The organism is Aliiroseovarius sp. S2029, assembly GCF_023195575.1.
In the GTDB taxonomy this organism is placed as follows: Bacteria; Pseudomonadota; Alphaproteobacteria; order Rhodobacterales; family Rhodobacteraceae; genus Aliiroseovarius; species Aliiroseovarius zhejiangensis.
The window spans coordinates 753786-779955 of the sequence record NZ_JALPQE010000001.1 but is presented as its reverse complement, the minus strand read 5'-3'; the positions used below and the strand labels follow the sequence as shown (position 1 = coordinate 779955).

At 60.4% G+C, this 26170-nt stretch carries 24 protein-coding genes; 18 read left to right on the top strand and 6 right to left on the bottom strand.

The genetic code is table 11. The features are described from left to right. Positions 1-71: 71 nt before the first annotated feature. Positions 72-383 (top strand): 5-aminolevulinate synthase, encoded by a 312-nt coding sequence (locus tag MUY21_RS03830; RefSeq protein ID WP_248409044.1) that lies wholly within the window; start codon positions 72-74, stop codon positions 381-383. Here MUY21_RS03830 and guaD read toward each other — a convergent pair. Next, positions 373-1659 carry a guanine deaminase gene (gene guaD / locus MUY21_RS03825; RefSeq protein WP_248409043.1) on the bottom strand — a complete coding sequence of 429 codons (1287 nt, stop codon included), beginning with the start codon at positions 1657-1659 and terminating at the stop codon, positions 373-375. The two genes, MUY21_RS03830 and guaD, sit on opposite strands and share 11 nt — an antisense overlap. Before the next feature lie 95 nt (positions 1660-1754). Here guaD and mgtE point away from each other — a divergent pair, with 95 nt between their 5' ends. From mgtE to MUY21_RS03805, 4 genes are all read left to right on the top strand, one after another. Beyond that, on the top strand, positions 1755-3170 hold the full coding sequence (gene mgtE, locus MUY21_RS03820) for a magnesium transporter (RefSeq protein WP_248409042.1): 1416 nt from the start codon (positions 1755-1757) through the stop codon (positions 3168-3170). A gap of 2 nt (positions 3171-3172) precedes the next feature. Further along, complete coding sequence (locus MUY21_RS03815) at positions 3173-3739, top strand: 5-formyltetrahydrofolate cyclo-ligase (RefSeq protein ID WP_248409041.1); 567 nt, start codon at positions 3173-3175, stop codon at positions 3737-3739. Positions 3740-3789: 50 nt separating this feature from the next. Beyond that, the gene (locus MUY21_RS03810) at positions 3790-4614 is read left to right on the top strand and encodes a TIGR00282 family metallophosphoesterase (protein ID WP_248409040.1); all 825 of its coding nucleotides are present in this window, start codon (positions 3790-3792) and stop codon (positions 4612-4614) included. Between the two features lie 132 nt (positions 4615-4746). Continuing rightward, positions 4747-6525 (top strand): SLC13 family permease, encoded by a 1779-nt coding sequence (locus MUY21_RS03805; protein WP_248409039.1) that lies wholly within the window; start codon positions 4747-4749, stop codon positions 6523-6525. 11 nt (positions 6526-6536) lie between these two features. On the opposite strand, the gene MUY21_RS03800 is transcribed toward MUY21_RS03805, so the two are convergent. Both MUY21_RS03800 and MUY21_RS03795 read right to left on the bottom strand, forming a co-directional pair. Next, positions 6537-8318 carry an SLC13 family permease gene (locus MUY21_RS03800; protein ID WP_248409038.1) on the bottom strand — a complete coding sequence of 594 codons (1782 nt, stop codon included), beginning with the start codon at positions 8316-8318 and terminating at the stop codon, positions 6537-6539. Positions 8319-8349: 31 nt separating this feature from the next. After that, positions 8350-8943 (bottom strand): LysE family translocator, encoded by a 594-nt coding sequence (locus MUY21_RS03795; protein ID WP_248409037.1) that lies wholly within the window; start codon positions 8941-8943, stop codon positions 8350-8352. 73 nt (positions 8944-9016) lie between these two features. Between MUY21_RS03795 and MUY21_RS03790 the strand changes: the two genes are divergently transcribed. The 3 genes from MUY21_RS03790 to MUY21_RS03780 all read left to right on the top strand — a co-directional run bounded on the left by MUY21_RS03790 (position 9017) and on the right by MUY21_RS03780 (position 11312). Next, positions 9017-9469: an Lrp/AsnC family transcriptional regulator gene (locus tag MUY21_RS03790; protein ID WP_191286511.1), complete on the top strand. Its 453-nt coding sequence runs from the start codon at positions 9017-9019 to the stop codon at positions 9467-9469. Positions 9470-9569: 100 nt separating this feature from the next. Beyond that, complete coding sequence (locus tag MUY21_RS03785) at positions 9570-10310, top strand: YebC/PmpR family DNA-binding transcriptional regulator (RefSeq protein ID WP_191286510.1); 741 nt, start codon at positions 9570-9572, stop codon at positions 10308-10310. A 93-nt stretch (positions 10311-10403) separates the two neighbouring features. Next, a complete protein-coding gene (locus MUY21_RS03780) occupies positions 10404-11312 on the top strand; it encodes a DMT family transporter (protein WP_248409036.1) in 909 nt (302 codons plus the stop codon). Positions 11313-11359: 47 nt separating this feature from the next. On the opposite strand, the gene MUY21_RS03775 is transcribed toward MUY21_RS03780, so the two are convergent. Further along, positions 11360-12829: an ABC transporter substrate-binding protein gene (locus MUY21_RS03775; protein WP_248409035.1), complete on the bottom strand. Its 1470-nt coding sequence runs from the start codon at positions 12827-12829 to the stop codon at positions 11360-11362. Between the two features lie 163 nt (positions 12830-12992). Here MUY21_RS03775 and panB point away from each other — a divergent pair, with 163 nt between their 5' ends. Together panB and panC are read left to right on the top strand one after the other, a co-directional pair. Continuing rightward, entirely contained in the window at positions 12993-13820 is an 828-nt protein-coding gene (gene panB / locus MUY21_RS03770) for a 3-methyl-2-oxobutanoate hydroxymethyltransferase (RefSeq protein WP_248409034.1), read from the top strand. Continuing rightward, the gene (gene panC, locus MUY21_RS03765; RefSeq protein WP_248409033.1) at positions 13817-14653 is read left to right on the top strand and encodes a pantoate--beta-alanine ligase; all 837 of its coding nucleotides are present in this window, start codon (positions 13817-13819) and stop codon (positions 14651-14653) included. The genes panB and panC overlap by 4 nt, the downstream gene beginning before the upstream one ends. A gap of 153 nt (positions 14654-14806) precedes the next feature. On the opposite strand, the gene MUY21_RS03760 is transcribed toward panC, so the two are convergent. Next, complete coding sequence (locus tag MUY21_RS03760) at positions 14807-16087, bottom strand: acetylornithine deacetylase/succinyl-diaminopimelate desuccinylase family protein (RefSeq protein WP_248409032.1); 1281 nt, start codon at positions 16085-16087, stop codon at positions 14807-14809. 200 nt (positions 16088-16287) lie between these two features. Between MUY21_RS03760 and MUY21_RS03755 the strand changes: the two genes are divergently transcribed. The 8 genes from MUY21_RS03755 to MUY21_RS03720 all read left to right on the top strand — a co-directional run bounded on the left by MUY21_RS03755 (position 16288) and on the right by MUY21_RS03720 (position 23754). Further along, positions 16288-17364 (top strand): hypothetical protein, encoded by a 1077-nt coding sequence (locus MUY21_RS03755; protein ID WP_248409031.1) that lies wholly within the window; start codon positions 16288-16290, stop codon positions 17362-17364. Between the two features lie 38 nt (positions 17365-17402). Further along, positions 17403-18569 (top strand): hypothetical protein, encoded by a 1167-nt coding sequence (locus MUY21_RS03750; protein ID WP_248409030.1) that lies wholly within the window; start codon positions 17403-17405, stop codon positions 18567-18569. 15 nt (positions 18570-18584) lie between these two features. Next, entirely contained in the window at positions 18585-20519 is a 1935-nt protein-coding gene (locus MUY21_RS03745; RefSeq protein ID WP_248409029.1) for an ATP-binding protein, read from the top strand. Further along, complete coding sequence (locus tag MUY21_RS03740) at positions 20520-20915, top strand: hypothetical protein (protein ID WP_248409028.1); 396 nt, start codon at positions 20520-20522, stop codon at positions 20913-20915. 184 nt (positions 20916-21099) lie between these two features. Next, positions 21100-21441, top strand: a complete 342-nt coding sequence (locus MUY21_RS03735) for a hypothetical protein (RefSeq protein WP_248409027.1) — start codon at positions 21100-21102, stop codon at positions 21439-21441. Continuing rightward, complete coding sequence (locus tag MUY21_RS03730) at positions 21438-22799, top strand: DUF6638 family protein (RefSeq protein WP_248409026.1); 1362 nt, start codon at positions 21438-21440, stop codon at positions 22797-22799. The genes MUY21_RS03735 and MUY21_RS03730 overlap by 4 nt, the downstream gene beginning before the upstream one ends. Positions 22800-22801: 2 nt before the next feature. Then, positions 22802-23068, top strand: coding sequence for a hypothetical protein (locus MUY21_RS03725; protein ID WP_248409025.1), 267 nt, complete (start codon positions 22802-22804; stop codon positions 23066-23068). Positions 23069-23076: 8 nt separating this feature from the next. Continuing rightward, positions 23077-23754 carry a DUF1523 family protein gene (locus tag MUY21_RS03720; RefSeq protein ID WP_248409024.1) on the top strand — a complete coding sequence of 226 codons (678 nt, stop codon included), beginning with the start codon at positions 23077-23079 and terminating at the stop codon, positions 23752-23754. A gap of 55 nt (positions 23755-23809) precedes the next feature. Here MUY21_RS03720 and MUY21_RS03715 read toward each other — a convergent pair whose 3' ends face one another. Continuing rightward, positions 23810-26161, bottom strand: a complete 2352-nt coding sequence (locus MUY21_RS03715; RefSeq protein WP_248409023.1) for an aldehyde dehydrogenase family protein — start codon at positions 26159-26161, stop codon at positions 23810-23812. Positions 26162-26170 lie beyond the last annotated feature (9 nt).

Here is a 26170-nt window from a genome sequence, read left to right as displayed (position 1 = left end):
CAATGGTATTTTAGAACCATAACTCACGCGGATATTGCCGCAGAAAGGATGGACTCACCATGCTTTCAGTAATGAGTGACAAAACATTTTTGGCTTTGGCTGCGGCCCTTGGCTACGGGGTCTCGACCATCTTGATGAAGCATTTTTCCTATGGGTTTGCGCTGTTGCCACTGGCGCTGCTGGTCGCCGTATTGGCGGGTACTGTGGTGTCCGAGGTGCTTTTGCTGCGACAGGTCGAACTGGGCCTGGCCTATATCGCCATCATCGCCACCGAATCTCTGCTTGTGCTGGCCTATGCCTTCGTCATCGGCGAAGGGCTGTCGCGGCAGGAATTGGCGGGGGCGGCGTTTGTGCTGGTCGGGGTGGCTCTGGTCAGCTTCTAAGGCATGACCCGTTTGCCCAGACGGCTTTGATCGCGCGATCATCGCCCATCATGATGGTGGGGAAGATGGCTTGCCATATATCCTCGGCGCGTGCCGCGCGCTGAGCGATGGCTTGTGTCGAGGACAGGTCGATGACCGCCAGATCCGCCTCGGACCCCGGCTCCAGCGTGCCGATCCTGTCCGCCATGTGCAGGGCGCGTGCCGAGCCTTCGGTCGCCAGCCACCAAAGCTGCGCGGGGTGCAGGGGGTGGCCGCGCAATTGGCCCACCTCGTAAGCTGCCGCCATGGTGCGCAGCATCGAAAAGGACGACCCTCCGCCCGTGTCGGTGGCCAGCCCGATCCGGTGGCCCTGTTCCATCAACCCCTGCATGTCAAACAGGCCGGACCCGATAAACAGGTTCGAGGTCGGGCAGTGGATCAGGCTGGCATCGACCTCGCGAATGCGGTCGCGTTCACGGTCGGTCAGGTGGATGGCATGACCCAACAACGCGCCCGGCCCCAGAAGGCCGTGGTGTTCATAAACATCCAGATAATCACGCGCGTCGGGAAACAGGTCCGCGACCCATGCGATTTCCTCGTGTTGTTCGCTGATATGGGTCTGCATCAGCACATCCGGGTGCTCGGCCCACAACGCGCCGAGGGCTGCCAGCTGATCGGGCGTCGATGTCGGCGCAAATCGGGGCGTGATGACATAAGTCAGCCGATCCTGCCCATGCCAGCGTTCAAGCAGGGCTTTGCTGTCGTCATAGGCGTGTGGCGCTGTGTCTTGCAGGGTGTCGGGGGCGTTGCGATCCATGCAGGTCTTGCCGCCCAACACCCGCAGTCCACGCTTGGCGGCGGCGGTGAAATAGGCGTCAACGCTTTCGGGATGAATGGTGCAATAGCTGACCGTGGTCGTGGTGCCCGCCGCAGTGACGAGGTCGAAATAGGTTTCGGCAATCTGGGCTGCGTGGGCCGGGTCGCCAAAGCGGCTTTCCTCGGGGAAGGTATAGCTGTTCAGCCAGTCGATCAGCCGCTTGCCCCATGACGCGATGATGGCGGTTTGCGGATAATGCACATGCGCATCCACGAACCCGGGCGAAATCAGCGCATCGCCATAGTCGATCACGCGCGCCTGGGGATGTTTGTTGCGCAGGTCGTCCGCAGGTCCCACATCGGCGATCCGTCCGTTTTCGACCGCCACCGCGCCATGCCGCTCGTATGTCACGCTGTCGGTCAGCGGGTTTGTGAACGGATCCGCGGTAAAGCGAATGGTTTGACCAAGAAGAAGCTGCATGTCGTGCCTTTCGTCTGCGCCATCGGGCAGACTAGGCCTTGAGAAATACAGTGGCAACGAGTTTCTTGCAGTTCCCAAGCGTTCAGCCTTGCCCTATGTTCACGCTCACCAAACCGGAGGGCTTCGTGGTGCTGGACGATCAACATAACGACGATGCGCTCGAAGAAGGGGATTACGAGCTGGACCACGAGGTGTTCCAGCCGGTTCTGGATGCGCTTGAAGCGGAAGACGCTGACGCGTTGATCCGCGCGCTGGAACCGGTTCACGCCGCAGACATCGCCGATATCATCGAACAGTTGGGCCATGAAGAACGCGTCGCGTTGGTGCGCCTGTATGGTGGCGAACTGGACGGCGAGATTCTGTCTGAACTGGACGAAGGGCTGCGCGAGGAAATCGTCGGGGCCATGTCGCCAACGGTTCTGGCCGACGCGGTGCGCGAGCTTGAGACTGACGATGTCGTCGACCTGATCGAAGACCTTGATGAACCGCAAACGGCGGCGGTTCTGAAAGCGCTTGATGATGACGACCGGGCGGTGGTCGAGCAATCCTTGTCTTATCCCGAGGAATCCGCGGGCCGCCTGATGCAGCGCGAGCTGGTGTTTGTTCCCGAACACTGGGATGTCGGGCAAACCATTGATTTCCTGCGCAACAAGGATGATCTGCCCGAGCAGTTTTATCACGTCATTCTGGTGGACCCCCGGATGCGCCCGACCGGGTATGTGACGCTGGGCCGTCTGATGGGCAGCGCCCGCAAAATCAAGATGGTTGATATAGCCGAAGACAGTTTTCGCACCATCCCGGTCATGCAGGACGAGGGCGAGGTCGCCTATGCGTTCAACCAGTATCACCTGATATCGGCCCCGGTGGTCGACGCCGATGAACGCCTTGTGGGTGTCATCACGATCGACGATGCGATGGTTATTCTGGACGAAGAGCATGAAGAAGACATCATGCGTCTGGCCGGCGTGGGCGAAAGCAGCCTGTCGGACCGCGTGATCGATACCACCAAACGCCGGTTTCCCTGGCTGGCGGTCAATTTGGTGACAGCAATTATGGCATCTATGGTGATCGCGCAATTCGATGACGTGATTGCGCAATTTGTGGCGCTGGCCGTCCTGATGCCCATCGTGGCCTCGATGGGCGGCAATGCGGGTACGCAGTCGCTGACCGTGGCCGTGCGTTCTTTGGCCACGAAAGACCTGACTTCGGCCAACGTCTGGCGGGTGATCCGGCGTGAGGCCGCAGTGGGTCTGATCAACGGGCTGATCTTTGCCGTGGTGATGGGCGGTGTGGGGTACGCGTGGTTCGGCACGCCGATGCTGGGTGTCGTGATTGCCGTTGCGATGGTCGTGAACCTGGTGGTTGCCGGGCTTGCCGGGGTTATCATCCCGGTGGTGCTGGAACGCTTTGACATCGACCCCGCGCTGGCCTCCGGTGCGTTTGTGACCACGGTCACCGATGTTGTTGGCTTCTTTGCCTTTCTTGGACTTGCTGCGGTGATGTTGTTGTGACGATGGATCAGGACGGTTTGAAAGAAACCAAGGCGCGCGCGCGAAAGGCCGCTTTTGCCCGTCGGCAAGCGGTGCACAGCGAAGCACGTTCCGCCGCCGCTGTGGCGCATCTTTTGTCCGTGGTGATGGATCACAAGGGCAGGGTGCTGTCCGGTTACATGCCCATCCGCACCGAAATCACGCCGGTGCCTGTGATGGCCGCCATGTCCGCGCATGGGCCGGTCTGTGTGCCGGTCATCGGCAAGCTGGGCGAGCCCCTGCGCTTCGCGCTTTGGACCCCGGAATGCGAAATGGTCGAGGGGGCCTTCGGGGCCTTCATTCCCGCGACCCGGCAGTTTGTCGAGCCCGAGGTGCTGATCGTGCCCCTGCTGGCCTTTGACCGCAAGGGCGGGCGTCTGGGCTATGGCGGCGGGTTTTATGATCGCACGTTGGAAGGGCTGCGGGCCAAGCGGCCCACCCTTGCCATCGGCTATGCCTATAGCGGGCAGGAGGTGGACGCGGTGCCGCTGGAACCCACCGACCAGCTGCTGGATGCCATAGTCACCGAAGATGGTGTGCATTGGGTGTGATCCCGACGCTTTGGCTTGCCCTTGTCGCCCATTCCACCTAGGGCTTGGGCATGAAGATACTTTTTCTTGGCGACATCATGGGGCGCGCGGGACGGCGTGCGGTGACCGAACGACTGAAGGCTCTGCGCGAGGCATGGAAGCTGGATTTCGTGGTGGTGAATGGCGAAAACGCGACGGGCGGGGCCGGGCTGACCGCCGCCCATGCGCGCACGATACTGGACGCGGGCGCGGATGTGATCACGTTGGGCGATCATGCGTTCGATCAACGTGAAATGCTGACCTTTTGTGAGCAGGAAACGCGGATCATCCGCCCCCTGAACTATGCCAAAGACGCGCCGGGAACGGGCGCGCGGGTGTTTTCGGACGCGCGCGGGCGCAAGGTTCTGGTGACGCAGGTCCTGGGGCAGGTGTTCATGAAACGCCCGTTCGACGATCCGTTTTCAGCGGTGGATGCGGTGTTGAAACGCCACCCGCTTGGGGGGGCGGTCCAGGCCACGCTTGTCGACATTCATTGCGAGGCCACATCGGAAAAAATGGGCATGGGGCATTGGTGCGACGGGCGGGCCAGTGTGGTCGTCGGCACCCATACCCATGTGCCAACCGCAGATGCGCAAATCCTGCCCAAAGGCACGGCGTTCCAGTCCGATGCCGGGATGTGCGGAGATTATGACAGCGTGATCGGCATGCAAAAGGAAGAACCAATGCGGCGCTTCGTGACCGGCATGTCGAAATCCCGGTTCACCCCGGCCACGGGCGAGGCGACGCTGTCGGGTCTGTTTGTCGAAACCGACGACCGCACCGGCAAGGCCACACATGTTCAGATGATCCGCGAGGGCGGACGGCTTGCCCCGTCGACGCCGGGCGCCCCGGGTTGATCTTCGCAGGCGACGCAAGCCGGTTTGCGCTTGCATTATGAACGTATCTTACGTGCTCTCGGCAAAAACCGTGCTTGCCCAGCGCCTGCGCACGGGGCAAGACTGCACTGACGATGCGAACAGGGACAACCAATGGGCCTTTTTGATTTTGGCGATATGACTTTGGCGGTGCTTTCGCTGCTGGTCGTGGCTGGTATGTTCGTGATGTTCCTGCGCGAGACCTTTCCGACCGAGGTCGTGGCCATCGGTGGGGTCGCGATCATGCTGATCCTGGGCATTCTGGACTATGAGAAAGGCTTGCAGGTTCTGTCGAACCCTGCCCCCTGGACCATTGCGGGCATGTTCATCGTGATGGGGGCGCTGGTGCGCACGGGTGCGCTGAACTGGTTTACCCTGATTGCTGAACGACGCGCGGAAAGAAGCCCGGCGATCGCCCTCTCGGCCTTGATGGGCTTTGTGGTTCTGGCGTCGGCCTTCGTCTCAAACACCCCTGTTGTCGTGGTGATGATTCCGGTCTTTGTTCAACTGGCGAAGAAGATCGGCACCTCGGCCTCGAAACTGCTGATCCCGCTGAGCTATGGGGCCATTCTGGGGGGCACGCTGACCCTGATTGGCACATCGACCAACCTGTTGGTGGATGGTGTAGCACGCGCCAACGGTTTGAAGGCATTCACGATTTTCGAGATCACACCCCTGGGCATCGCGCTGGTCGCCTGGGGGATGATCTATATCTACTTCATCGCGCCAAAGATCCTGCCGGATCGTGACAGCATGGCCTCGCTTCTGTCGGACCGGTCCCGCAAGAAGTTCTTTACCGAGGCCGTGGTTCCACCCGAAAGCAACCTGATCGGGCGCGAGGTCAACGGGGTGCAACTGTTCAAGCGTGACGGGGTGCGGCTGATCGATGTGGTGCGTGGCGATGCATCGCTTCGGCGCAATCTGGATGGCGTGACGCTGCAGGTGGGCGACCGGGTGGTTCTGCGTACGGCGATTGCCGAACTTCTGAGCCTGCAGCGCGACAAAAGTCTGAAACGCGTGGATCAGGTGTCAGCGGTTGAAACCACGACGGTCGAGGTTCTGATCACCCCCGATTGCGGCATGGTCGGCAAGCAGTTGGGGCGGATGCGCCTGCGTCGGCGGTATGGCGTCTATCCCCTTGCGGTGCATCGCAAGAACCAGAATATCGGCCGACAGCTTGATGACCTGGTGGTGCGGGTCGGCGACACCCTGCTGCTGGAAGGCGCCCCCGAGGATATTCAACGGCTGGCGCAGGACATGAACCTGCTGGACGTGTCAAAACCTTCGGCGCGCGAATACCGGCGCGGCCATGCTCCGATTGCTATTGGAACGCTGGTCGGCCTGGTTGTGCTTGCCGGTCTGGGCGTGGCGCCGATCTTCTATCTGACGGTGCTGGCGGTGGCGCTGGTGCTGCTGACCCGCTGCATCGACGCGGACGAGGCCTTCGGGGCCGTCGACGGGCGTTTGCTTGTATTAATCTTCTCGATGCTGGCAATCGGTGCGGGGTTGGAAAACTCGGGCGCGGTCAGTCTGGTCGCGGAAAGCGTGGCGCCGCTTCTGGGCAATCTTCCACCCTTCCTGATCGTCTGGGCGATCTATCTGCTGACCTCGATCCTGACCGAGCTTGTCTCAAACAACGCTGTCGCCGTGGTTGTCACACCCATCGCCATCGGCCTTGCCAATGCGCTGGGGCTGGATCCGCGCCCGCTGGTCGTGGCGGTGATGGTGGCGGCTTCGGCCAGTTTCGCGACACCCATCGGATACCAGACGAATACTCTGGTTTATGGACCGGGGGGCTACAAGTTTTCGGATTTCCTGAAGGTCGGGGTTCCGTTGAACCTGTCCGTCGGGCTGTTGGCCTCGTTCCTGATCCCGTTCATCTGGCCGCTGTGATCGCGCGGCAGCTAGAGCGGCCAGAACACAAGAATCGCCGGGATCGACACAGCAACCACCAACACCTCAAGCGGCAGGCCCATGCGCCAATAGTCGCCGAACTTGTAGCCGCCGGGGCCAAGGATCAGCGTGTTGTTTTTGTGACCGATCGGCGTCAGGAAGGCGCAGCTTGCCGCCACTGCGACCGCCATCAGGAACGGGTCCGGGTTTTTTCCCAGCGTCTGGGCCATCTGGATGCCCACCGGGGCGGCAACGATGGTGGTGGCGGTGTTGTTCAGCACATCTGACAGGGTCATGGTGACGATCATCAAAACCGTCAACACGGCCCAGGCGGGCATGCCCTGCGTAAGCCCAACCAGGCCATTGGCAATCAGTTCCGTGCCGCCCGATGTTTCCAACGCCGCCCCCAACGGGATCATCGACCCCAGCAGCACGACCACCGGCCATTCGATGTGGGTATAAAGTTCGGACAGGGGGACGATCTTGGTCAGGGTATAGCCGACGACGACAAGACCCAGCGCGACCGGCAGATAGACAAGGCCAAAGCTGGCCGCAGCCACAGCGCCGCCAAAAAGGCCGATGGCCAGCCAGACCTTTTCATCCTGCGTAACGGTCAATCCGCGTTCAGCCAGAGGCAAACCGCCCAGCCATTCGGTGACATCGCTTTCCGATCCCTGCGGAACCAGCAGCAGCAGAATATCTCCGGGCCGGATCTTGGTCTTGCGCACCTGCTTGGTGATGCGCTTGCCCGACCGCGAGATGCCCAGAAGGACCGAGCGTTGCCGCCAATGCAGCCCCACGGATTGCGCGGTCTTGTCGACGATGCGGGCGTTGACGGGAACGGCGACCTCGATCTTGGACAGGCCGGCACCTTCGGCGCGCAGGGTTTCTTCGCGCTTGGCATCGGTGAAGGCCAGCCCCAGGGCCGCGCGAAATTCGTCCAGGGCTTCGGGGCGCGCCTCGATCACCAGCGCGTCACCTGCAGCCAGTTTGGTCGCGCGCTGGGTGCCATAACGTCGCTTGTTGTCGCGCACGAGCCCAAGGATCGCAACGTCGTTCTTTTCGGCCGTTTCGACCAGATCCTGCAACCGTTTGCCGATGTGTTTCGACCCTTCCGGAATGGTCAGTTCGGCGACGTAAAGCCCGAAGGCCTCCATCGGGTCGGCATTGGACTCGGCCGCATCGGCTTGCGGGATCAGCCGCCAGCCGATCAGGGCGACGAAGATCAGCCCCGCAATCGCCGTCACCCCGCCCACGGGGGCGAAATCGAACATGTGGAACGGCTCGCCCAGCGCCTCGCCCCGGATCGAGGCGATGATGATGTTGGGCGGCGTGCCGATCAGTGTGACCATGCCGCCAAGGATGGTGGCAAAGGACAGCGGCATCAGGCTCAGCCCCGGCGCGCGACCGGCCTTGCGTGCGGTCTGCACATCTACGGGCATCAACAGGGCAAGGGCGGCCACGTTGTTCATAAAGGCCGACAAGACGCCGCCAATCGCGCCCATCAACGCAATATGCGCGCCCAGCGAGCGAGAGGCATCGACCATGGTGCGGGTGATCAGAAACACAGCACCCGACCGCACCAGCCCCGCCGATACAACCAGCACCAGCGCCACGATCAGTGTGGCCGGGTGACCGAAGCCCGAAAACGCATCCTTGGTGGGGACAACCCCTAAAACGACACCGACCATCAGGGCGGTAAAGGCCACGAGGTCATAGCGATAGCGGCCCCAAAGCAGCAGGCCAAACACCGCACCGAAAAGTGAAAACAGGATGATCTGATCAGTTGTCATACCCAAGGCTTAGCGCCTGCGGAATGGAACGTCACCCGTAGATTACGGGGAAAAGCGTGGCGACCAGCAACAGGGCCATTGTCACGTTGAACGACCTAAGGCGTACCGGGTTGGTCAGGATCACTCGTATTTTCTGCCCGAGAACTGTCCAGATCGAAACGGACGGCAGGTTCACGATCCCGAAAATCACGGCGACAAGCATGACGGCCCCCATATCGCGGGATGGTGCATAGACACTGATCGCGGTCAACGCCATCGCCCAGGCTTTTGGGTTGACCCATTGGAACGCCGCGGCTTGCAGGAAGGTCATTGGTGTGCCGTCTGTCTTGCCGCTGCCCGGCTCGGAGGCATGAGCGATTTTCCATGCCAGCCACAGAAGATAGATGACGCTGCCCGCCTTCAGGATCGTGTAGCTGATGGGGTAGAGGTCAAACAACGTCATCAGCCCCGCGCCGACCAGCACGATCATGAAGGTGAACCCGATGCCGATGCCCAGCATGTGCGGGATCGTGCGCTGGAATCCGAAATTAGCCCCGGAGGCCATCAGCATCAGGTTGTTTGGCCCCGGCGTGATTGACGAGACAAAGGCGAAGGCCACAAAGGCCGAGAGAAGTTCGATTGACATGGCTGCAATTATCAACTGAAAATGAGGGCAGAGAATTGCAATCAGGTCTCGGAAAGAAATAATTTGGCAATAAATGGCGAAGATTGATCGGATAAACCAGAAAATATTGCACGAGTTGTTGCGCGATGGTCGCTTGCCCAACACAGAGCTTGCCGACCGCGTGGGCCTGTCGCCCTCGGCCTGTTTGCGCCGGGTGCAGGAACTTGAACGCCAGGGCGTGATCAAAGGGTATCGCGCGGTTCTGGACCCGGTCGCGCTGGGTAATGGCTTTGTTGCGTATGTCACGGTTGGCCTGTCCGACCACACCAAGGCTGCGCAGGAAGGGTTCGAACGCTCGGTCGCGCGTTACGACGAGGTGCGCGAATGTCACAACATCACCGGAACGGTGGAATACCTGCTTAGGGTCGAGGCAGAAGATCTGGTGGCCTACAAGCGATTTCACACCGACAAGCTGGGCACGCTTGCGCAGGTGCACCAGATCGTCACCCATGTAGTCATGGGCTCGCCCAAGGACGAACGCGCCTGACGACGCCCGGGCGACAGACAAGCGGGGCTTGCGGCCCCCCCAAGCCCTGCTGTATTGAACCGCGCAACATATCCATATCTGTATCAATTCGGAGGGCGCCATGGCTGGCCACTCAAAATGGGCAAACATCCAGCACCGCAAGGGGCGTCAGGATGCTGCCCGTTCAAAGCTGTTTTCGAAACTTGCAAAGGAAATCACCGTCGCCGCCAAGATGGGTGATCCGGACCCGGACAAGAACCCGCGCCTGCGTCTGGCGGTGAAAGAGGCGAAATCGCAATCCGTGCCGAAGGATGTGATTGACCGCGCGATCAAGAAATCGCAAGGCGGAGATGCCGAGAATTACGACGAAATCCGCTATGAAGGCTATGGGCCGAACGGTGTTGCGGTGATCGTCGAAACCATGACCGACAACAAGAACCGCACCGCTTCGACCGTGCGCTCGACCTTCTCGAAAAACGGTGGGAACCTTGGCGAAACCGGCTCGGTCGGGTTCATGTTCGACCGCAAGGGCGAGGTGATCTATCCGCTGGAGGCCGGCGACGCCGACACCGTGATGGAAGCCGCCATCGAAGCGGGCGCTGAGGATTGCGAAACAACCGAGGACGGCCACCGCATCACCTGCGCCGACACTGACCTGAACGAAGTGTCGAACGCGCTGGAGGCCGCGCTGGGCGAAAGCGAATCGACCAAGCTGATCTGGCAACCCAACATGACCACCGAACTGGATCTGGACGGGATGCAAAAACTGATGAAGCTGGTGGATGCGTTGGAGGATGACGACGACGTTCAGCGTGTCACCACCAACTTCGAAGCCACGGACGAGGTCCTGGCCCAGCTCTGACACGCGCCCTTTCGCGTTGTTCACAAGACCCCGGCCCGGATCACCGTGCCGGGGTCTCTTGTCTTTCGGACCAAACTCGGGTCAGGTCGCGGAATGACCACCCTGACCCCAACATCACAAAGACCCCTGCATGGCATCCTGTGGATGCTGGCGGCGGGGTTTTTCTTTGTCCTGCTGAATGGGTTGGTGAAGTATGTCGGTCAGACCCTGCCGTCATCGCAGGCCGCATTCTTGCGATACCTGTTCGGGCTGATCTTCGTACTGCCCGCGCTTGGGCAGTTGAAGCGGGCGCGGTTTTCGCCCCCGATGTGGCGGCTGTTTGCCTTGCGCGGTGTGGTGCATACGGGCGCGGTGCTGTGTTGGTTCTATGCCATGACCCAGATCACCGTGGCCGAGGTCGTGGCGATGAACTACCTCAACCCGATCTATGTCATGCTGGGGGCGGCGCTGTTTCTGGGTGAAGGGTTTTCGACCCGTCGGATGACCGCTGTGGTTTTCGCCTTCCTCGGCGTGCTGATCATCCTGCGCCCGGGCGTGCGGGAGCTTGGATCGGGCCATCTGGCGATGGTGTTCACCGCCATCTTTCTGGGCATCTCCTACCTGATTGCCAAACGCCTGTCGCAAGAAGCATCCGCAGCCGTCGTGGTCGCCATCATGTCGGTCACGGTAACGATCGGGCTGGCCCCGGCGGCCTGGCTGGTCTGGGTGCCGCCCAGCCTTACAGATTTGGGGTGGTCCGTTCTGATTGCCTTCTGCGCGACCGCCGGACACTACGCCATGTCGCGCGCCTTTGCCGAAGCGCCGGTGTCCGTCACCCAGCCCGTGACCTTCCTGCAAATCATCTGGGCGACGATGATGGGGGCGTGGCTGTTCGCCGAACCGCTGGATGTTTGGGTGATCGCCGGCGCGGGTGTGATTATTGGCTCCGTGACCTACATCACCTGGCGCGAAGCGATGTTGAACCGCCGTGTGACACCGAACCCCAACGCGGCGAAGTCATGACAACGGGGCGCCCGCGACAGGCGCCCCGACACTGTTTCGCTCAATCCTTACTCTGACCAGCTGACCCCCGTCAGGTCATTGGCCTGCGTGGGTGCGTTTTCCCACAATCCGTTGATCTTGGCGTTCGCCACACCGGTTTTCGCCAGTTGAAACAGATACCCGTTCACATAGTCCTCGGCGATGACCTTCTGCGCCTGCTTGTTCAACTCCGACCGCATGGCTGGATCGGACGTGACCGACAATTTCTCGATCAGCGCCTGGAATTCGGCATTGTCATACTGGAAATAGTAATCCGGCCGGGCATAGATGTTGATGTCCGCAGGCTCGGTATGGCTGACGATGGTCAGGTCGAAATCCTTGCCCTTGAACACCTGTTCGATCCACTGCGCCCATTCAAGGTTCGATATCTCGGTGTTGATCCCGACGGCGCGCAGTTGGGCCGCAACGATCTCGCCCCCGCGACGAGCGTAGGAGGGCGGCGGCAGCATCAGACGCAGGGTCAGGTTGTCGGCACCAGCCTCGGCCAGCAGGGTTTTTGACAGTTCGGGGTCATAGGCGGAGTTTTCCGTCAGGTCCACGTAATCCGGGTGGTGTGGCGCGAAATGGGTGCCGATCGGCGTGCCATAGCCGAACATTGCCCCGTCAATGATATCTTGCCGGTTGATGGCATGTGCGATGGCTTTGCGCACCCGCACATCCGCCAGCGGCCCGGCGGTGTTGTTGATGGACAGGATCGTCTCACCCTCGGTCGAGCCGACGATCACGTTGAAGCGGGGATCGGCCTCGAACTGCGACAGGGTTTCGGTGGCGGGGAAGTTTGGAAAGGCATCCACATCCTCTGCCATCATCGCAGCAAACGCCGCGTTGGGGTCCGAAATGAACTTGAACGTGGCTTCTGCCAACGCGGGTGCCTCGCCCCAATATGCATCATTGCGTTTGATCTTCACATGATCGCCCTTGGCCCATTCGACAAAGCTGAACGGCCCTGTGCCCACCGGGGCCGTGGCAGCGTTGTCGATGCTTTCTGGGGCCACGATCACCGCATCCCCCCACGCCATGTTGAACGGGAAATTGCCGTTGGGCGATGCCAGCTTCACCTCGACGGTCAGCGGATCGGGTGCTGTCACGGCCTCGATATCCTTGAACAGTGCCTTTTGGGCGTTCGTCGAGTCTTCTGCCCGCGCCCGATCAAGCGAGAAGATCACGTCCTCGGCGTCCATCGTGGTGCCGTCATGAAAGGTCACACCATCGCGCAGCTTGAAGGTATAGGTCAGACCGTCATCGCTGACCGACCATTCACTGGCCAGACCGGGAAGGATCGACCCATCGGGGCCGAACCGGGTCAGCCCTTCGAAGATGTTGACATAGACCACCTCGTCAATCGCGGCGGCGGCCCCTGCGGTCGGATCAAGGTTGGGGGGCTCCAACACCATGCCCAGCGTGATCGTGTCACCATCGGCCAGCGCGGTCGTCACCATCAGAGCCCATGCGGCAGCAGTGAATTTCAGGTTGGTCATGGTCGATCCTCCTTGGCCCAAGAAACGGGATTGGCAACATGAAACGCGGGAAATCGTTCCGACGCAAGGAAAAGACCTCGGGTCAGTCGCCTTTGAAGTCTCTTTGATTTTCTGCAATGCAGCATTATAGTGAACGCGCGATGAGGATCAGGGGAGGAGAAACATGAGCGCCTCGGCCAAGGTAACAGTGCCCACACCGGCGGATATTCTTGCACGCAAAGGCGGCACGCCGCTGGTGTGCCTGACCGCCTATGCAACCCCTACAGCGCAGATGATGGATGCCCATTGCGACATCGTGTTGGTTGGTGACAGCGTAGGCATGGTGGTGCATGGCCTGCCCGACACCCTGGGGGTCACGATGGAGATGATGGAACTGCATGGCGCAGCGGTGAAACGCGGGCTCAAGCAGGCCATGATGGTCGTGGATATGCCGTTCGGATCCTACGAGGAATGCCCCGAACAGGCGTTTCGCAATGCCGCGCGCCTGATGCGCGTCACCGGGGCGGCAGCGGTCAAGCTGGAAGGCGGGGTGACAATGGCCGACACGATCCGCTTTCTGACCAGCCGTTCGATCCCGGTCATGGCGCATGTCGGGTTGACGCCGCAGGCCATCAACACGCTAGGCGGTTACAAGGTGCAGGGGCGCGGCGAAGACCGGGCCCGCGTGCTGGCGGATGCAAAGGCCGTAGAGGCGGCGGGCGCGTTCTCGGTCGTTCTGGAAAAGGTGCCAGAGGGCCTGTCGAACGAAATCACGAACGCGCTGTCCATTCCGACCATCGGCATCGGCGCGTCGGCGGGTTGCGATGGCCAGATCCTCGTGGTGGATGACATGCTGGGCCTGTTCACGGCGTTCAAACCGAAATTCGCCAAACGCTACGCCGCTTTGGGCGAGGAGGGTGAGAAGGCGATTGCTCACTACGCCAAAGAAGTGCGCGAACGCAGCTTCCCGGCCCCGGAGCATGTCTTTGCCGACGAGGTTGACACAAAATGAAGATCATTCGGTCGAAGGGCGATCTGCGCACCCTGCGCCGCAGCTGGATCTTCAAAGGCGAACGCGTGGCCGTGGTGCCGACAATGGGTGCCCTTCACGCGGGACACCTGTCTCTGGTCGAGGTCGCGCGGCAGCATGCCGATCGTGTCATCGTCACGATCTTCGTGAACCCCAAACAATTCAATAACCCCGATGATCTGGACAGATATCCCCGGACCGAAGAACAGGATGCCGAAAAACTAGCCCCCTACGCGGTCGATGCGCTCTATGTGCCGACCCCGGACCAGATCTATCCAGACGGGTTCGCCACCAATGTCCACGTCGCTGGCCTGACCGAGGATTTGGAGGGGGCACATCGTCCGGGCCACTTCGACGGGGTGGCGACCGTTGTGGCAAAGCTGTTCCTGCAAACCCGCGCCGACGTGGCGTGTTTCGGTGAAAAAGACTATCAACAGATGCTTCTGGTGCGCCGCTTGTCCGAAGATCTCGACATTGAAACCGAGGTCCTGGGTTGCCCGACCATCCGGGAAAAAGACGGCTTGGCAATGTCCTCGCGCAATGTGCGCCTCTCAGCGCAGGACCGCGCGATTGCCCCGGCCCTGAAAACCGAACTGGACCGCGCCGCCACAGCCATCCGCCGTGGAGCAGATAAACGCGTTGTGTTGAACAGTGCCAAGGCGCAGATCGAACGGGCAGGGTTTGATACGGTCGAGTATCTTGAACTGCGGGACGCCGCCGACCTGTCGCCAGTCATGGCACTGGACCGACCAGCACGGCTTCTGGTTGCGGCGACGCTGGGGGGTGTTCGCCTGATCGACAACATCCCGGTATAGTCGACCTTAATAAGGGGCGATGCCCCTCGCGGCTGCACCGCTCACCCCAGGATATTTTAGGCCAGAAGAAGCCCGACCCCGACGCGCTGTTTCTTCTGGCTGAAAATATCCCCGCCGGAGGCCTGAAATCGGCCGCGCATCGCGCGGCTTCCGTCAGCTGAGCAGTTCATTCAGCACCAATCCCATCACGCCTGCGCTGTCAGTCATGTCGTCGACACCCACCCATTCATCCGGTTGGTGCGCGAGATCGAGGATGCCAGGCCCGTAGGCGATGCAGTTCTTCAACTTGCCGATGCGGTCGATGTGTTTCTGGTCATAGGTGCCAGGTGAAACCACGTAGGAGGGCTGCTGACCCAGCACCTTTTCGATCGCTGCGGCAGTCGTCGTCACCACCGGAGCGTCTTTTTCGGTCAAGGTCGGAATGACCTCGTGCATGTCGCGTATATCGTAGTCGAAGCTGGGTCGCTCGGCGCGGATCTTTTCCAGCATCCGTGTCACTTCGGCTTTCACCTCGTCGATGTCTTCTTCCATCAGGAAACGACGATCGATGACAATTCGGCAGCGGTCTGAGACACAGGGGGCGGGCAAGCCAGTATAGTCGTTTGCCTGTTCGCCCTCGCCGCCGTGGATCGAGTTGATGTTCAGCGTAGATTGCTTTGCGCCTTCCGGCACCACCGGCATGTCGGTCTGTTTCGACGCCAGAAGCGGGAACAGGTGGCGCTCCATCTCTTCCAGCACCGCACCCATGTGGCGGATCGCGGAATCCCCGAGGAAGGGCATCGAGCCATGGGCGATGCGTCCTTTGGTTTCGATCTCGGCCCACCAGACGCCGCGGTGGCCCAGGCAGATACGATCTTTGTTCAGCGGTTCCGGAATGATCACGTGCTGCACGCGATCGGGATCGAAATACCCTTTCTCGGCCAGATAGGCCACGCCGCCATAGCCACCCGATTCCTCGTCTGCCGTGGCGCTGATTTCCACCGTGCCCCTGTGATCCGGGTGCCGCGCAACGAAGGCTTCGGCGGCGATGATTGATGCGGCAAGGCCGCCTTTCATGTCACACGCACCACGCCCGTAAATGCGCCCGTTGTCCAGCTCACCTCCGAACGGGTTTTTCGTCCAGCCATGGCCCACCTCGACCACGTCATGGTGGCTGTTGAAATGGACGCAGTCACCGGGCGTGTCACCCTGGTGCCGGGCGATGACATTCCAGCGGGGGTAGTCGGCACAATCGCCCGGCGTGCCGTCGGCGCGTATCATTTCGACCGTCCAGCCCTGTTTCCCCAGCCGTTCCGCGATGAACGAGCAGATCGCACGATAGTTCTGGCCCGGCGGGTTCAGGGTCGGGATACGGATCAGCTCTTGCGTCAAGGTGATCAGATCATCCTGACGGTGCGCGATTTCAGCAAGAAGGGGGTCTGTAGAATGGGCCATATTCAAAACCTAGGCGGCAAGATCGGGTCAGGCAATGGCTGACCGATGGCGAACGATCATTTCGCTCGAGGCATGAGCGAAATCTCTGTTGCGGGTCTTTAAATCGCGCTAAGCTCGGACTAATTGTAATGTTACAGTGATTAACTTTATTCCGAAAATTCGACAGGGTTGCCGGGATTTGGTGGAGCCGAGGAGGGCAAATGTCCAGTTTTGACAAGCAAATTCGCGAAAGCCAGGCGCAGGTTCAGGAAGCGCAGTCCAAGATTTCAGAGCTGACGACGCGGATCGAAACCGCGCGCGCCAAAGCTGCGGCGGGCGAGGATATCTCGATCGATATCGAGAACGCGACGCTTGAGGATGTCCATGCTCACACCGAGGCAATGAACGCCAACATCGCCGAGTTGATTATGGGGCTGGATGATGTGACGGCCGGGTTTTCCAAGGATTTCGATCAAATGCGGTCGAAGACCGGGTGGGAGACATTTGTCGGCATGTTCTCGAAAGCCAAATCGGAAAGCATGCGGCAGGAACGGATGCGGACCGCGTCGATTGACGACAAGCTGCAGGAACTGATTGCGCAATCGGATAGCATTGTAAACCTGCTGGAAGGTCAGCTTGCTATGCTGAACGAGCAGAAGGATAAGGTCGGCGAAAACCTGACCGCCACGTTGGACGAGCGCGAAATGACGGTGGGCGAGTTGGAAGCCCTGCGCGCCGACATTCTGGGCATGGACCCCAAGATCATCGAGCTTGAGGGCAAGATTGCCAATGAACAGGACGCTGCCAAGCGCACGCAATTGGAAACTGAACTGGCCGACCTGAATACTCAATACAACGAGATGGTGCAGGAAGAGCAAGTGAAGCTTGCGAAGTCGCAAACGTTGGAACGCTATATCGAGAAGGGCAAGACCTGGGTCGATTCACTGCAAAACCAGGCAGCCACGCAGATGGTGCTGATCAACAAGTTGCAGACAGACACCAAGCAACGCGTGGTGCTGTATGATGCGCTGACCAAGTCACTGAAGACCGCGCAGCAGCAGGACGTGGCGCACCGGATCAACGAGATCGGGGTCGAGACCGACAAGGAAGCGCAGGCTGCGATGGCAGCGATTGGCACCGCGACGAACCAGCGCATGGCCGACATGATGGAAGCCCACGAAGACCAGATGGTCTTTGCCCGCGACGTGTTGGAGCAGAAGGCCAAAGCCGACGAACGCTTCGCGCGCCGTTTTGCTGAGATCGTCGAGAAACATGACAAGAACCTGTATGGGGCGTGAGATCGGGCGAGGGTTGGACGGTCAAAAGGAGCCTGCCGATGCCTGACATCAAAACCTCCGAACGCACATCTGCCGGTTTCGCCCCGCGTGACCACGCCGAGCTGACGGACACGCAGATCACGCGGCGATATTTCTCGAAGTTCGAGAAGATCACCGCGCATCTGGCCCGTGTGGCCGGACAGATGGAGGTCGAGGGAAAGCTCGCGCGGGATGAGGTTGATGTGCTTGCACGTTACCTCATCAAGCTGGGGCTGAGCTTCAAGGCGTTGGCCAACAAATACCATATGTCCGACAAAGCCTATGGGCTGGGTGCTGCGACCTTGACCTTTGATCGGCGCGACAGTGGGTTTCCGATCCATGCGGAATTGCTCCAAATGGCGTCGGACGCTGCGCAGGCGGGCACGCATCTGAAGGGCATGGCCTCGGTCGAAGAGTTGAAAAGCCAGATGGTCAGCCAGATTGTTGGCGACCTGACAGTGCCCAAACAACTTCAATACGCGCTGTCTCAACGGCTCTATTACGAGGAACTGGCGCGCGGCGACCTGTTCTGGCCGCAGATGCATCCGGACGTGGTCTGGCGGCACAATAAGGGTGAAGGCCGCAACACCCGCCGCGTTTATCTTGCCCATTGGGCGGTCTATGACAGCGAAGTGAACCTGCCCACCATCTATCTGATGGAGCTTGAGGACACTGGCCGCACCGCGCTGCCCAAGGACGAACGCCGCTGGCCGCAGATGCAGTCGCATTTGATGGCGCAGTCGATGGCCGGCTTGCAGCTTGTCACCATCGCTACTGGGTTCGACAAGGATTTCGACGACCTGCACCCCAAACGACTGCGCCGGTTTCATGTCGGCCCGATGTATAGCCATACGTTCACCCAGCAAACCGGCCCGCTGCGCGAAGTGCTGGCCGAGGCGAAAAGCCCGCCGGGCGAGGACTGGGCGCTGGCCTGGACCGTCGAAGAACTGAAAAGCCAAAGTGTCAAGGAAGAGAAGTCCGGCTGGTTCGGCACGGTGGAGCGCGAGATTTTTGCACTCGATCCGTTCGCCGGGTCCGGGTCGAACATTGGTGCAACCAGCATGGAGCGCGCCATCATCATGCCTGCCCGCCCTTTTCAGGTGCTGGCCGAGAAAAACCCGGCTGGCTTTCACGATGTACGCAAGTTTGTTGTCAGCCCCGGTGGCCGGGTGCTGTCATACCGTTGATTTTAGGAGTATTCGATGTCTTTACCCGCCGACCTTATGGAGCTTCGCGAAGAGGAAATCCGCGCACATTACGACGCGGCTGCGGGGCTACTGGACGGCTTCGACCACACGCCGCGCATTGCCAAGCCCAAGGACGCCACCCCCGCCGCTGAACGCAGCCCCGGCATTGCCCGCACCCGCCGCTTTCGCACCACCACGCCGGGCCTTGTGACGCGATCGACGGCCCGACCGGAAGGCGTCCATCTGACCGAGCGGGTCGAGGCTTCTGACGGCGATGACCCGCTGGTCTCTCCGCTTCAGGCGACTGTCTTGCACGGGTTGCGCCGCGCGATTGCCGTTGCGCTGGCCGTGGGGGAAGGCTTTGCCGAGCAAACCGAACTGGCCGCGCTGCGTCGCGCCAATCTGGAGGGGCGACTGGGTGCGGACAAATCCACCGCGTTCTCCGAGCTTCTGACCGCCGAGGCGCTGATCGTCCTGCACGTGTTCGCCAACGCGACCTCATTCCTGCTGGCCGATCACGCTAGCGAAGCGGCGATCGAGGTCGGCGCGGTCGAAGAAATCCTGACCGACAACGCGCCGCTTGCCCTGAAAGGTGCGCTGTGGGAGCTGGATCAGGAGCTTGCGACCTTTGTGACCTCCGAAGACAAGCTGGTTCCCACCGTGCTCGCCTATGTCGAACAGTTGATGGAAAAGGTCGCCCTGCGCGCCCAGACCGCGTCGCATCTTGGCCCGTTTACATCCGCCAATTACCGGGTCGAGGCCGATGACCTGACGATTTCCGGTTTCACGCCTGCCCGTGCCCATCGCGGCTCGACACTCACGATGACCTTCAAGAAACCGCACGAGGTTGTCGGCAACCACATCGCGAAATATCAGGCGATGAAGCTGGCCAAGATGCTGATGGCCTATGACTTTGACCGTAAACTGAACCCGTTTGCCGAACTTGGCGGTTTCATCTTCACCTTCATGGGCGACGGCAAGCCGGGCACCGGGAAAACCACGCTGATCCAGATGATGGCCGGGCTGATCAATGATTACTGCGCGGTGGCGGGCTATCCGTTCCGCTATCAGAACTTCGGCATCGACAATATCGACAGCTATCAGGGCAAGTCGGGCCAGAACGCCAAGGCGTTCATCAACAATGTGCTCGACCCGAATGTGATCGGCTTCGGCACCGTGGACGACATCGACCAGATCGCGGGCAAGCGGGGGGATCGGCAGTCCTCGGCGGGCCAGCAAGAGGTCACGGCGGTCCTGATGGAAAGCTTCTCGGGCGCCAATACGGTGGTGCGCGGGAACTGCACCTTTGGCATGTTCTCGAACTATCCCGAGAATGTGGATGACGCCCTGCGCCAACGCGCCGGTGCGCGGTTCCTGGTCGATGGGCCACGGACGCGCGAGGATTACATCGACATCCTGCATCTGCTGATGGGCAAGAACCACGACATCCCGCTTGGTGAGCATGACCTTTACGCCGCGCAAGAGATCAAATCGGCGGTCGCCCGCAGTTTTGCAGCGCACAACCGCCCACAGGAAGACGGACTGCTGGAGGTCTTCGACCGGGTGCACGACAAGATCGGTGAGTTGGACAGCATCGCCAAGATGGGCACCTATCTCAAAGCCATTCAGGAGGCGGATGAGCGCTTCACCGGCCGATCGATCAAGAACATCACCGACGCGGTGAAAGTCCGCGCGATGGATTTTGAACTGCCCGACGAATGGATGGAGAACCCCGAGTTGTTCTTGGTGAAAGACTACGACACCAAAAAAGCGATGATCGAGGAACTGCGCGTCCCAATCACCACCGAAATGGTGATCCAGGAAATCAACCGCTACGCCGATTCAGAATTCCGCTATGCCGACAAGTCGGACGAAGCAGCGATTGACGCGATGGTGCGGGGTTTCGGGCGGCAAGAAGAGGCGAAGAAGCGGTATTTGGAGGGGAAGTAGATGGGCGGCGGCGACATAAACCTTAAGGCTGAACTGATGTCACAACTGCCGACTTGGGTTTATATTCTTTATGTCGTCGTATGTTTGAACCTTGCGCCGGTAGCGTTCTCAAAACTGGCCATGGGAAAGCAAAAGGTGATCAGTTGGCGAAGAGGGATCGGAGCAACCCTTGCAAGCAATCTTGTTCTGTTTTTCGTAACCGTATTCTTGATGGTGACGGTCATCGCTAGCTACTACAGCCTCAGTCTTTCAAATATCGCAATGCTCGTACTAATGGTTTTTAAGAAACTGTTGACCTCGAATACTCTGATCGTTGGCTGGGTGTTTCAAGCCGCCGTCGTGTTTTTCCTTTTTCGGTTTTCTCCTGCGCTGACGAAAGGCGGTGTGCGTTCATGATGTCTCGTTGTTACCGCTACGATTATTTGCAGAGGAACTCCTTCGCGGCAACGCCGCGACGCGCCCGACCCACCCCGTCGTGCGAGAAGCACGCCTTTGGCGTGAGCGGGCGCGTTCCGCACCCACCCTCGGGCTGGGCGCATCGCTTTGTAGGCATTGAGCGCTATGCCAAGGGGATCACGTAATGGAAGGCTCATACGGTTCAGACCCAGTCTCGTTTGTTGCGAACGCAATTGCTCTGTTGATCTTTGCGACCCTGCCATGGTTCACGGCGCGGTGGACAATGCATCGTGGCGCACGGTTTTTCTCGGCCCTACCGGGCGTTTTCGCGTTCACAGCCGCCACGACCGTTTGGGCGATTGACGCCGGTCTAAGCATCATTCCACGAGCGCCCGATATGACCCACAATTTCGAATTGGCAATCGGCATGTTGATTGGCAACGGCATGCTTTACCTGCTGGTCTGGTCGGTGGTCTTCACCTTCATCCTGCGCCATGGGGCATCAAAGCGGAGTGCCAACATATGAAACGCCTCATCCAACGCGGCCTTATGTTTGGCAATCTGATCCGGGTCGACAGCCCGGCGCTGATCGAGCGGTATAACCGCGCGCTCAAGGGGCTTTCGGGCAAGCAGACGAAGCTCAAGGAATTTCATATCGACGTCTCTGGGTTTTCGCCTGAGATCGGAGAGGAATTCAAAGACCCGCTCTACCTCAACCCCAATGGTTGCAACCGGCAGTTCATCATTCTGACGGTGGACCAGAAGACCGCGCCGCTGTTGAATGCCATGTTCTCGACCTCGCGCGGGATCATTCGCCAGTTCATTATGGATAACGAGGCGAAACTTTTCGCGCTGACCGCCCATGACGCCGTGGCGGGCGAGTTGATGAACTCGGTCTATGACATCTCGGATCCCGCGCGCCTTTTTGACATACGCAAGATCACGATCGAGGCGGATACGACGCAAAGCCATGTCAAGAACGCCCGCCTTCTGGCCGACAAGATCGACCAGTTCCAGACCGAAGAAAATGCGTGGTTCGATGACGACCTGATCGCCGAGATGATTGAACTGGCGCGTGAAACCGGGGACGTGACCAAGGTTCCGGTCGATCTGGGCGTGCAGGAATACGAGCAGGGCAATTTCTGGACCGCTCATTTCGGCGGGCTTTACATCTTCCGCGACGTGGAAAACCCGGCGGTGATCGTGTCGGGCGACAAGACGTGGCTGACCCTGCCGCCATCCATCAAGGTGCTGGACACTGGCGAAGCGAACCGTCTGGCGGGGTTTCTGAACCGCAATGATCTTGTCGAACCCGTCGTAAAGGAACGCGGCGACAGCGGCGCGGCAATTCTGCGCCAGAAGATGGAGTTCATTCTGGTCGATGCCGCCACCAGTGCGGGGCTTGATCTGGGCGATATGTCCTCGCGCACCTTGCGCCATGTGGCGCAACGCATGGGGGCGCATCTGCCCGAGGCGTTTCGCGGGTTGGCCGCAATGGTGCGCTGGGCCGAAGCAGGGGGCGGATGGCCCCGGATCGACAGTCGCCACCCGGCCTATTTCTATACCTTGCGCGCGCGTCCTGATCACCCGGACCGCGACCTGATCAACCGACTGCTGTCCGAACTGGCCCCGATGGATTTCCGCCAGCTTTTCATCTGCCACAAAGAGCTTTTCTATGCTTCCTACGCCACATGGCCCGATGAAAAGCGCGTTTTTGTGGCAGAATTCCTGCATCGTGATTATATGGCAAACAAGGCCGGTGCACGCGAGGCGCTGTTTGGCGGGCGCAAAGACCCGTTGAAAGTGCCGCGTCACGCCCGCAAAAAGACCCGCGACGACATTATCGAGATTGTCGGCCCATGGGGCGCTGTGAACAGGAGGTAACGATGGGATTGGTGCGACTTGTCATTTTCGGGTTTATCGGGCTCAGCGTCGTCTATGTGCTGGTCAGTCTGTACTCCCGGTCCGTGCGGCTGGAAAAGCTGGAAAACCAGTGGGCCGAGGAGCACCCCGACGGCGATGAAACCGATCGCGAGGCGTGGTTGCAACAGGGGATGGAAGATTACAAGAAAAGCTTTCGTCCCAAGCTGATCCTGCTGGTTTATGTGATCCCCGCGCTGTTCGTGCTGATGTCTCTTATCCTAATCAACTGAGGTTCCCCATGCGCCGTTTTCGTATCATCATCCGCAGCCTGATTTTCCTGATCCTGTTCGGCGTGTTTCACTATGTTCTGCCGCAGCATGACGTGGTGCGGGTGGTCAACACCTATCAGGAACGGCAGGATCTTGGGGACTGGACCCGGATTTTCTGGGCGAAACCGGACGATCAATCCGCGACCCTGGTCAACCGGGATGTGCAGTTCATTCAGACCAGAAAGAAGAAAACCTATCTTCTGGGATTCATTCGCACCGACGCGGAAGAGGTCATGGTGTATCGCAACGAAGACACCGGCTGGGGCTGGCCTTTCTATTTCAAGTTTGACACCGCCAATCTACAGACCGAGGCGGACGACCTGCAATCCACCGCCGAGAACCCGAAATGGGCGGTGATGACGCATTACGGGTGGCGCAACGAGCTAATTTCAGCTTTCCCCAACGCGGTCGCCATACGCCCCGTCGCAAGCCCGGACGTGACCATCATCCCGTGGTTCAACATCCTGTTCTTCATCGTGCTTGCTGCCATCATCGGCTTCGTGCGCGCCCTGTGGCGGCAGTTCCGCGAACGCTCGATTGATCCCGCGCTAGAGGATGCGGGCGAGGCATGGGACGCCGTGGACGAACGTGCGGACGAGGCGCGGGGCCGGTTCTCGCGCTGGCTCGGGTCTTGGCGCAAGAAGTAACGCAATAGAGAACGCCGCGCAGAGGTTCTGCGCGGCGTTTCTTTTCAGTTGGTTTTCATTCGCCGTAAGGCACCCAGATCGTCTTGACCTCGGTCGCATGGGTCAGAAATTCGCGCCCTTCGCCTGCTGCCCCGACCCAATCCCGCGCAGACGCGTTGTTGACCCAGGTGCGTTTCAGGTTCCCCGCGCTTTCCGCTTCGACAATGGCCGAGATATCGCTGCCAGACTGCGTCCAGACCGCATCCACGCCCAAATGGCCCGCTAAGGGCGACGCCAGTTCTGCGTGGCTACCGGTGACGATGTTCACCACGCCTGCGGGTACATCGGATGTGTCGAGCACCTGATAGAAGTCGGTCGCGGCCAGCGGGAACGGCTCGCTTGCGGCCAGCACCACACGGTTGCCCATCGCGATCGCCGGGGCCATCAGCGACACGAGGCCTAAGAGCGGCGCATCGTCCGGGCAGAAGCCGCCGATTACGCCGACCGGTTCGTGCATCGCCAGCGCCACGCCGCGTAGTGGCACGGGCTTTGCGGCGCCGTCATATTTGTCGGCCCATGCGGCGTAGGTGAACAGGCGGCTGACAGTGGCAGCGACCTCTTTCACGCCATTTCGTCCGCCCATCATGGCGTCGATCCGCGCGGCGAATTCGTCAGCGCGGGCCGAGAGGTTTTCGCCGATGTAATAGAGGATCTGTGCGCGCAGGTGGCCGGTGGTCTTGGACCATCCGGCAGCCGCATTCGCCGCCTCGACCGCGTTGCGGATGTCCTTGCGGTTGGCAACGCCCATATGGCCCAGAAGGTCGCCCTGTTTCGACCACACCGCTTGGCTATAGCCCCCATCCGGCCGCGCCTGTTTGCCGCCGATATAGAATTTCGCGGTGCGGTCCAGCGCGTCGACCTTGGCTTCTTTCGGGGCGGGGACGGCGGCGATGGGTTTCAGAGCCTTCGCCGCTCCGCGCGGCTTGGTATAGGCTTGCAAGCCTTCCCATCCACCTTCGCGACCAAACCCGCTTTCGCGCACACCGCCAAACCCGGCGGCGGCGTCGAACATGTTGGTGCCGTTCACCCAGACCACGCCCGCCGCCAGTTTCGGCGCGATGTCGAGCGTCAGGTTCACGTTCTCGCTCCACACCGTTGCCGCCAGACCATAGAGCGTGTTGTTGGCGATCTCGACCGCTTCGGCCGGGGTGCGGAAGGTTGTGGCGGCCAGAACCGGTCCGAAGATTTCTTCCTGCATCAGCGAGGATGCGGGCGACAGTCCGGTGATCAGCGTGGGCGGATAGAAACAACCCGCCGTGGGGATCGGGCAGGGGGCTTGGTAAAGCTCTCCGTCACCTGCGCCTGCGTCGACCAGTTCGGTGATCCGCTTGTGCTGCACCGGGTCCACCACCGCGCCCACGTCGATGGATTTGTCCAGCGGGTCGCCCATGCGCAGCTTGTCCATCCGGGCGCGCAGCTTGGCATAGAACCGGTCGGCGATGCCTTCCTGAACAATCAGGCGCGAACCGGCGCAGCAGACCTGACCCTGATTGAACCAGATCGCGTCGACCAGACCCTCGACGGCTGAATCCAGATCGGCGTCGTCAAAGACGATGTAAGGCGATTTGCCCCCAAGCTCCAGCGTCAACGACTTGCCAGACCCCGCCGTTTCACGCCGGATCACGCGGCCCACCTCGGTCGAGCCGGTGAAGGCGATCTTGTCGACCTCTTCATGGGTCACGATCGCCTCGCCCACCCGGCCATCGCCGGTGACGATGTTGACGACGCCCTTGGGCAGCCCGGCTTCCTCGCAAATCTGCGCGAACAGAAGCGCGGTCAGAGACGTGTATTCGGCGGGCTTCAGAACCACCGCATTGCCCATCGCAATCGCGGGCGCGATTTTCCACGACAGCATCAGAAGCGGGAAGTTCCACGGGATGATCTGGCCGCAAACGCCCAATGCCTCGCGGTCGGGAAGTTCGGCGTCCTGCAACTGCGCCATGCCCGCGTGGTAGTAGAAATGGCGCGCAACCAACGGGATGTCGATGTCGCGGGATTCGCGGATCGGCTTGCCGTTGTCCAGCGTTTCCAGCACCGCAAACAGACGCGAATGTTTCTGCACCAGACGCGCCAGAGCATAGAGGTATTTTGCCCGCTCATGCCCCGACAACGCGGCCCATTTTCGTTGCGCCTTGCGCGCCGCGGACACGGCGGCATCCACATCGTCAGGGGTGGCTTGCGTGACCTGCGCCAGCACCTCGCCGGTGGCGGGGTTTTTGCTGTCGAACAGATCGCCCGGCGCGGTCATCTTGCCACCGATGTAAAGGCCAAACTTGCCGTCACGCTCGGCAATCCACGAAAGCGCCTCTTTCGCGCTTTCCGGCGCGGGGCCGTAATCCATGGTCTCGAAAATCTCTTTCACGGTCATGTCAGTGTC

Excerpts from the sequence above, each read along its gene's own strand:
- MUY21_RS03830 (WP_248409044.1), top strand. The coding sequence starts at position 72 with ATGAGTGACAAAACATTTTTGGCTTTGGCTGCGGCCCTTGGCTACGGG.
- guaD (WP_248409043.1), bottom strand. The coding sequence starts at position 1,659 with ATGCAGCTTCTTCTTGGTCAAACCATTCGCTTTACCGCGGATCCGTTC.
- mgtE (WP_248409042.1), top strand. The coding sequence starts at position 1,755 with ATGTTCACGCTCACCAAACCGGAGGGCTTCGTGGTGCTGGACGATCAA.
- MUY21_RS03815 (WP_248409041.1), top strand. The coding sequence starts at position 3,173 with ATGGATCAGGACGGTTTGAAAGAAACCAAGGCGCGCGCGCGAAAGGCC.
- MUY21_RS03810 (WP_248409040.1), top strand. The coding sequence starts at position 3,790 with ATGAAGATACTTTTTCTTGGCGACATCATGGGGCGCGCGGGACGGCGT.
- MUY21_RS03805 (WP_248409039.1), top strand. The coding sequence starts at position 4,747 with ATGGGCCTTTTTGATTTTGGCGATATGACTTTGGCGGTGCTTTCGCTG.
- MUY21_RS03800 (WP_248409038.1), bottom strand. The coding sequence starts at position 8,318 with ATGACAACTGATCAGATCATCCTGTTTTCACTTTTCGGTGCGGTGTTT.
- MUY21_RS03795 (WP_248409037.1), bottom strand. The coding sequence starts at position 8,943 with ATGTCAATCGAACTTCTCTCGGCCTTTGTGGCCTTCGCCTTTGTCTCG.
- MUY21_RS03790 (WP_191286511.1), top strand. The coding sequence starts at position 9,017 with ATGGCGAAGATTGATCGGATAAACCAGAAAATATTGCACGAGTTGTTG.
- MUY21_RS03785 (WP_191286510.1), top strand. The coding sequence starts at position 9,570 with ATGGCTGGCCACTCAAAATGGGCAAACATCCAGCACCGCAAGGGGCGT.
- MUY21_RS03780 (WP_248409036.1), top strand. The coding sequence starts at position 10,404 with ATGACCACCCTGACCCCAACATCACAAAGACCCCTGCATGGCATCCTG.
- MUY21_RS03775 (WP_248409035.1), bottom strand. The coding sequence starts at position 12,829 with ATGACCAACCTGAAATTCACTGCTGCCGCATGGGCTCTGATGGTGACG.
- panB (WP_248409034.1), top strand. The coding sequence starts at position 12,993 with ATGAGCGCCTCGGCCAAGGTAACAGTGCCCACACCGGCGGATATTCTT.
- panC (WP_248409033.1), top strand. The coding sequence starts at position 13,817 with ATGAAGATCATTCGGTCGAAGGGCGATCTGCGCACCCTGCGCCGCAGC.
- MUY21_RS03760 (WP_248409032.1), bottom strand. The coding sequence starts at position 16,087 with ATGGCCCATTCTACAGACCCCCTTCTTGCTGAAATCGCGCACCGTCAG.
- MUY21_RS03755 (WP_248409031.1), top strand. The coding sequence starts at position 16,288 with ATGTCCAGTTTTGACAAGCAAATTCGCGAAAGCCAGGCGCAGGTTCAG.
- MUY21_RS03750 (WP_248409030.1), top strand. The coding sequence starts at position 17,403 with ATGCCTGACATCAAAACCTCCGAACGCACATCTGCCGGTTTCGCCCCG.
- MUY21_RS03745 (WP_248409029.1), top strand. The coding sequence starts at position 18,585 with ATGTCTTTACCCGCCGACCTTATGGAGCTTCGCGAAGAGGAAATCCGC.
- MUY21_RS03740 (WP_248409028.1), top strand. The coding sequence starts at position 20,520 with ATGGGCGGCGGCGACATAAACCTTAAGGCTGAACTGATGTCACAACTG.
- MUY21_RS03735 (WP_248409027.1), top strand. The coding sequence starts at position 21,100 with ATGGAAGGCTCATACGGTTCAGACCCAGTCTCGTTTGTTGCGAACGCA.
- MUY21_RS03730 (WP_248409026.1), top strand. The coding sequence starts at position 21,438 with ATGAAACGCCTCATCCAACGCGGCCTTATGTTTGGCAATCTGATCCGG.
- MUY21_RS03725 (WP_248409025.1), top strand. The coding sequence starts at position 22,802 with ATGGGATTGGTGCGACTTGTCATTTTCGGGTTTATCGGGCTCAGCGTC.
- MUY21_RS03720 (WP_248409024.1), top strand. The coding sequence starts at position 23,077 with ATGCGCCGTTTTCGTATCATCATCCGCAGCCTGATTTTCCTGATCCTG.
- MUY21_RS03715 (WP_248409023.1), bottom strand. The coding sequence starts at position 26,161 with ATGACCGTGAAAGAGATTTTCGAGACCATGGATTACGGCCCCGCGCCG.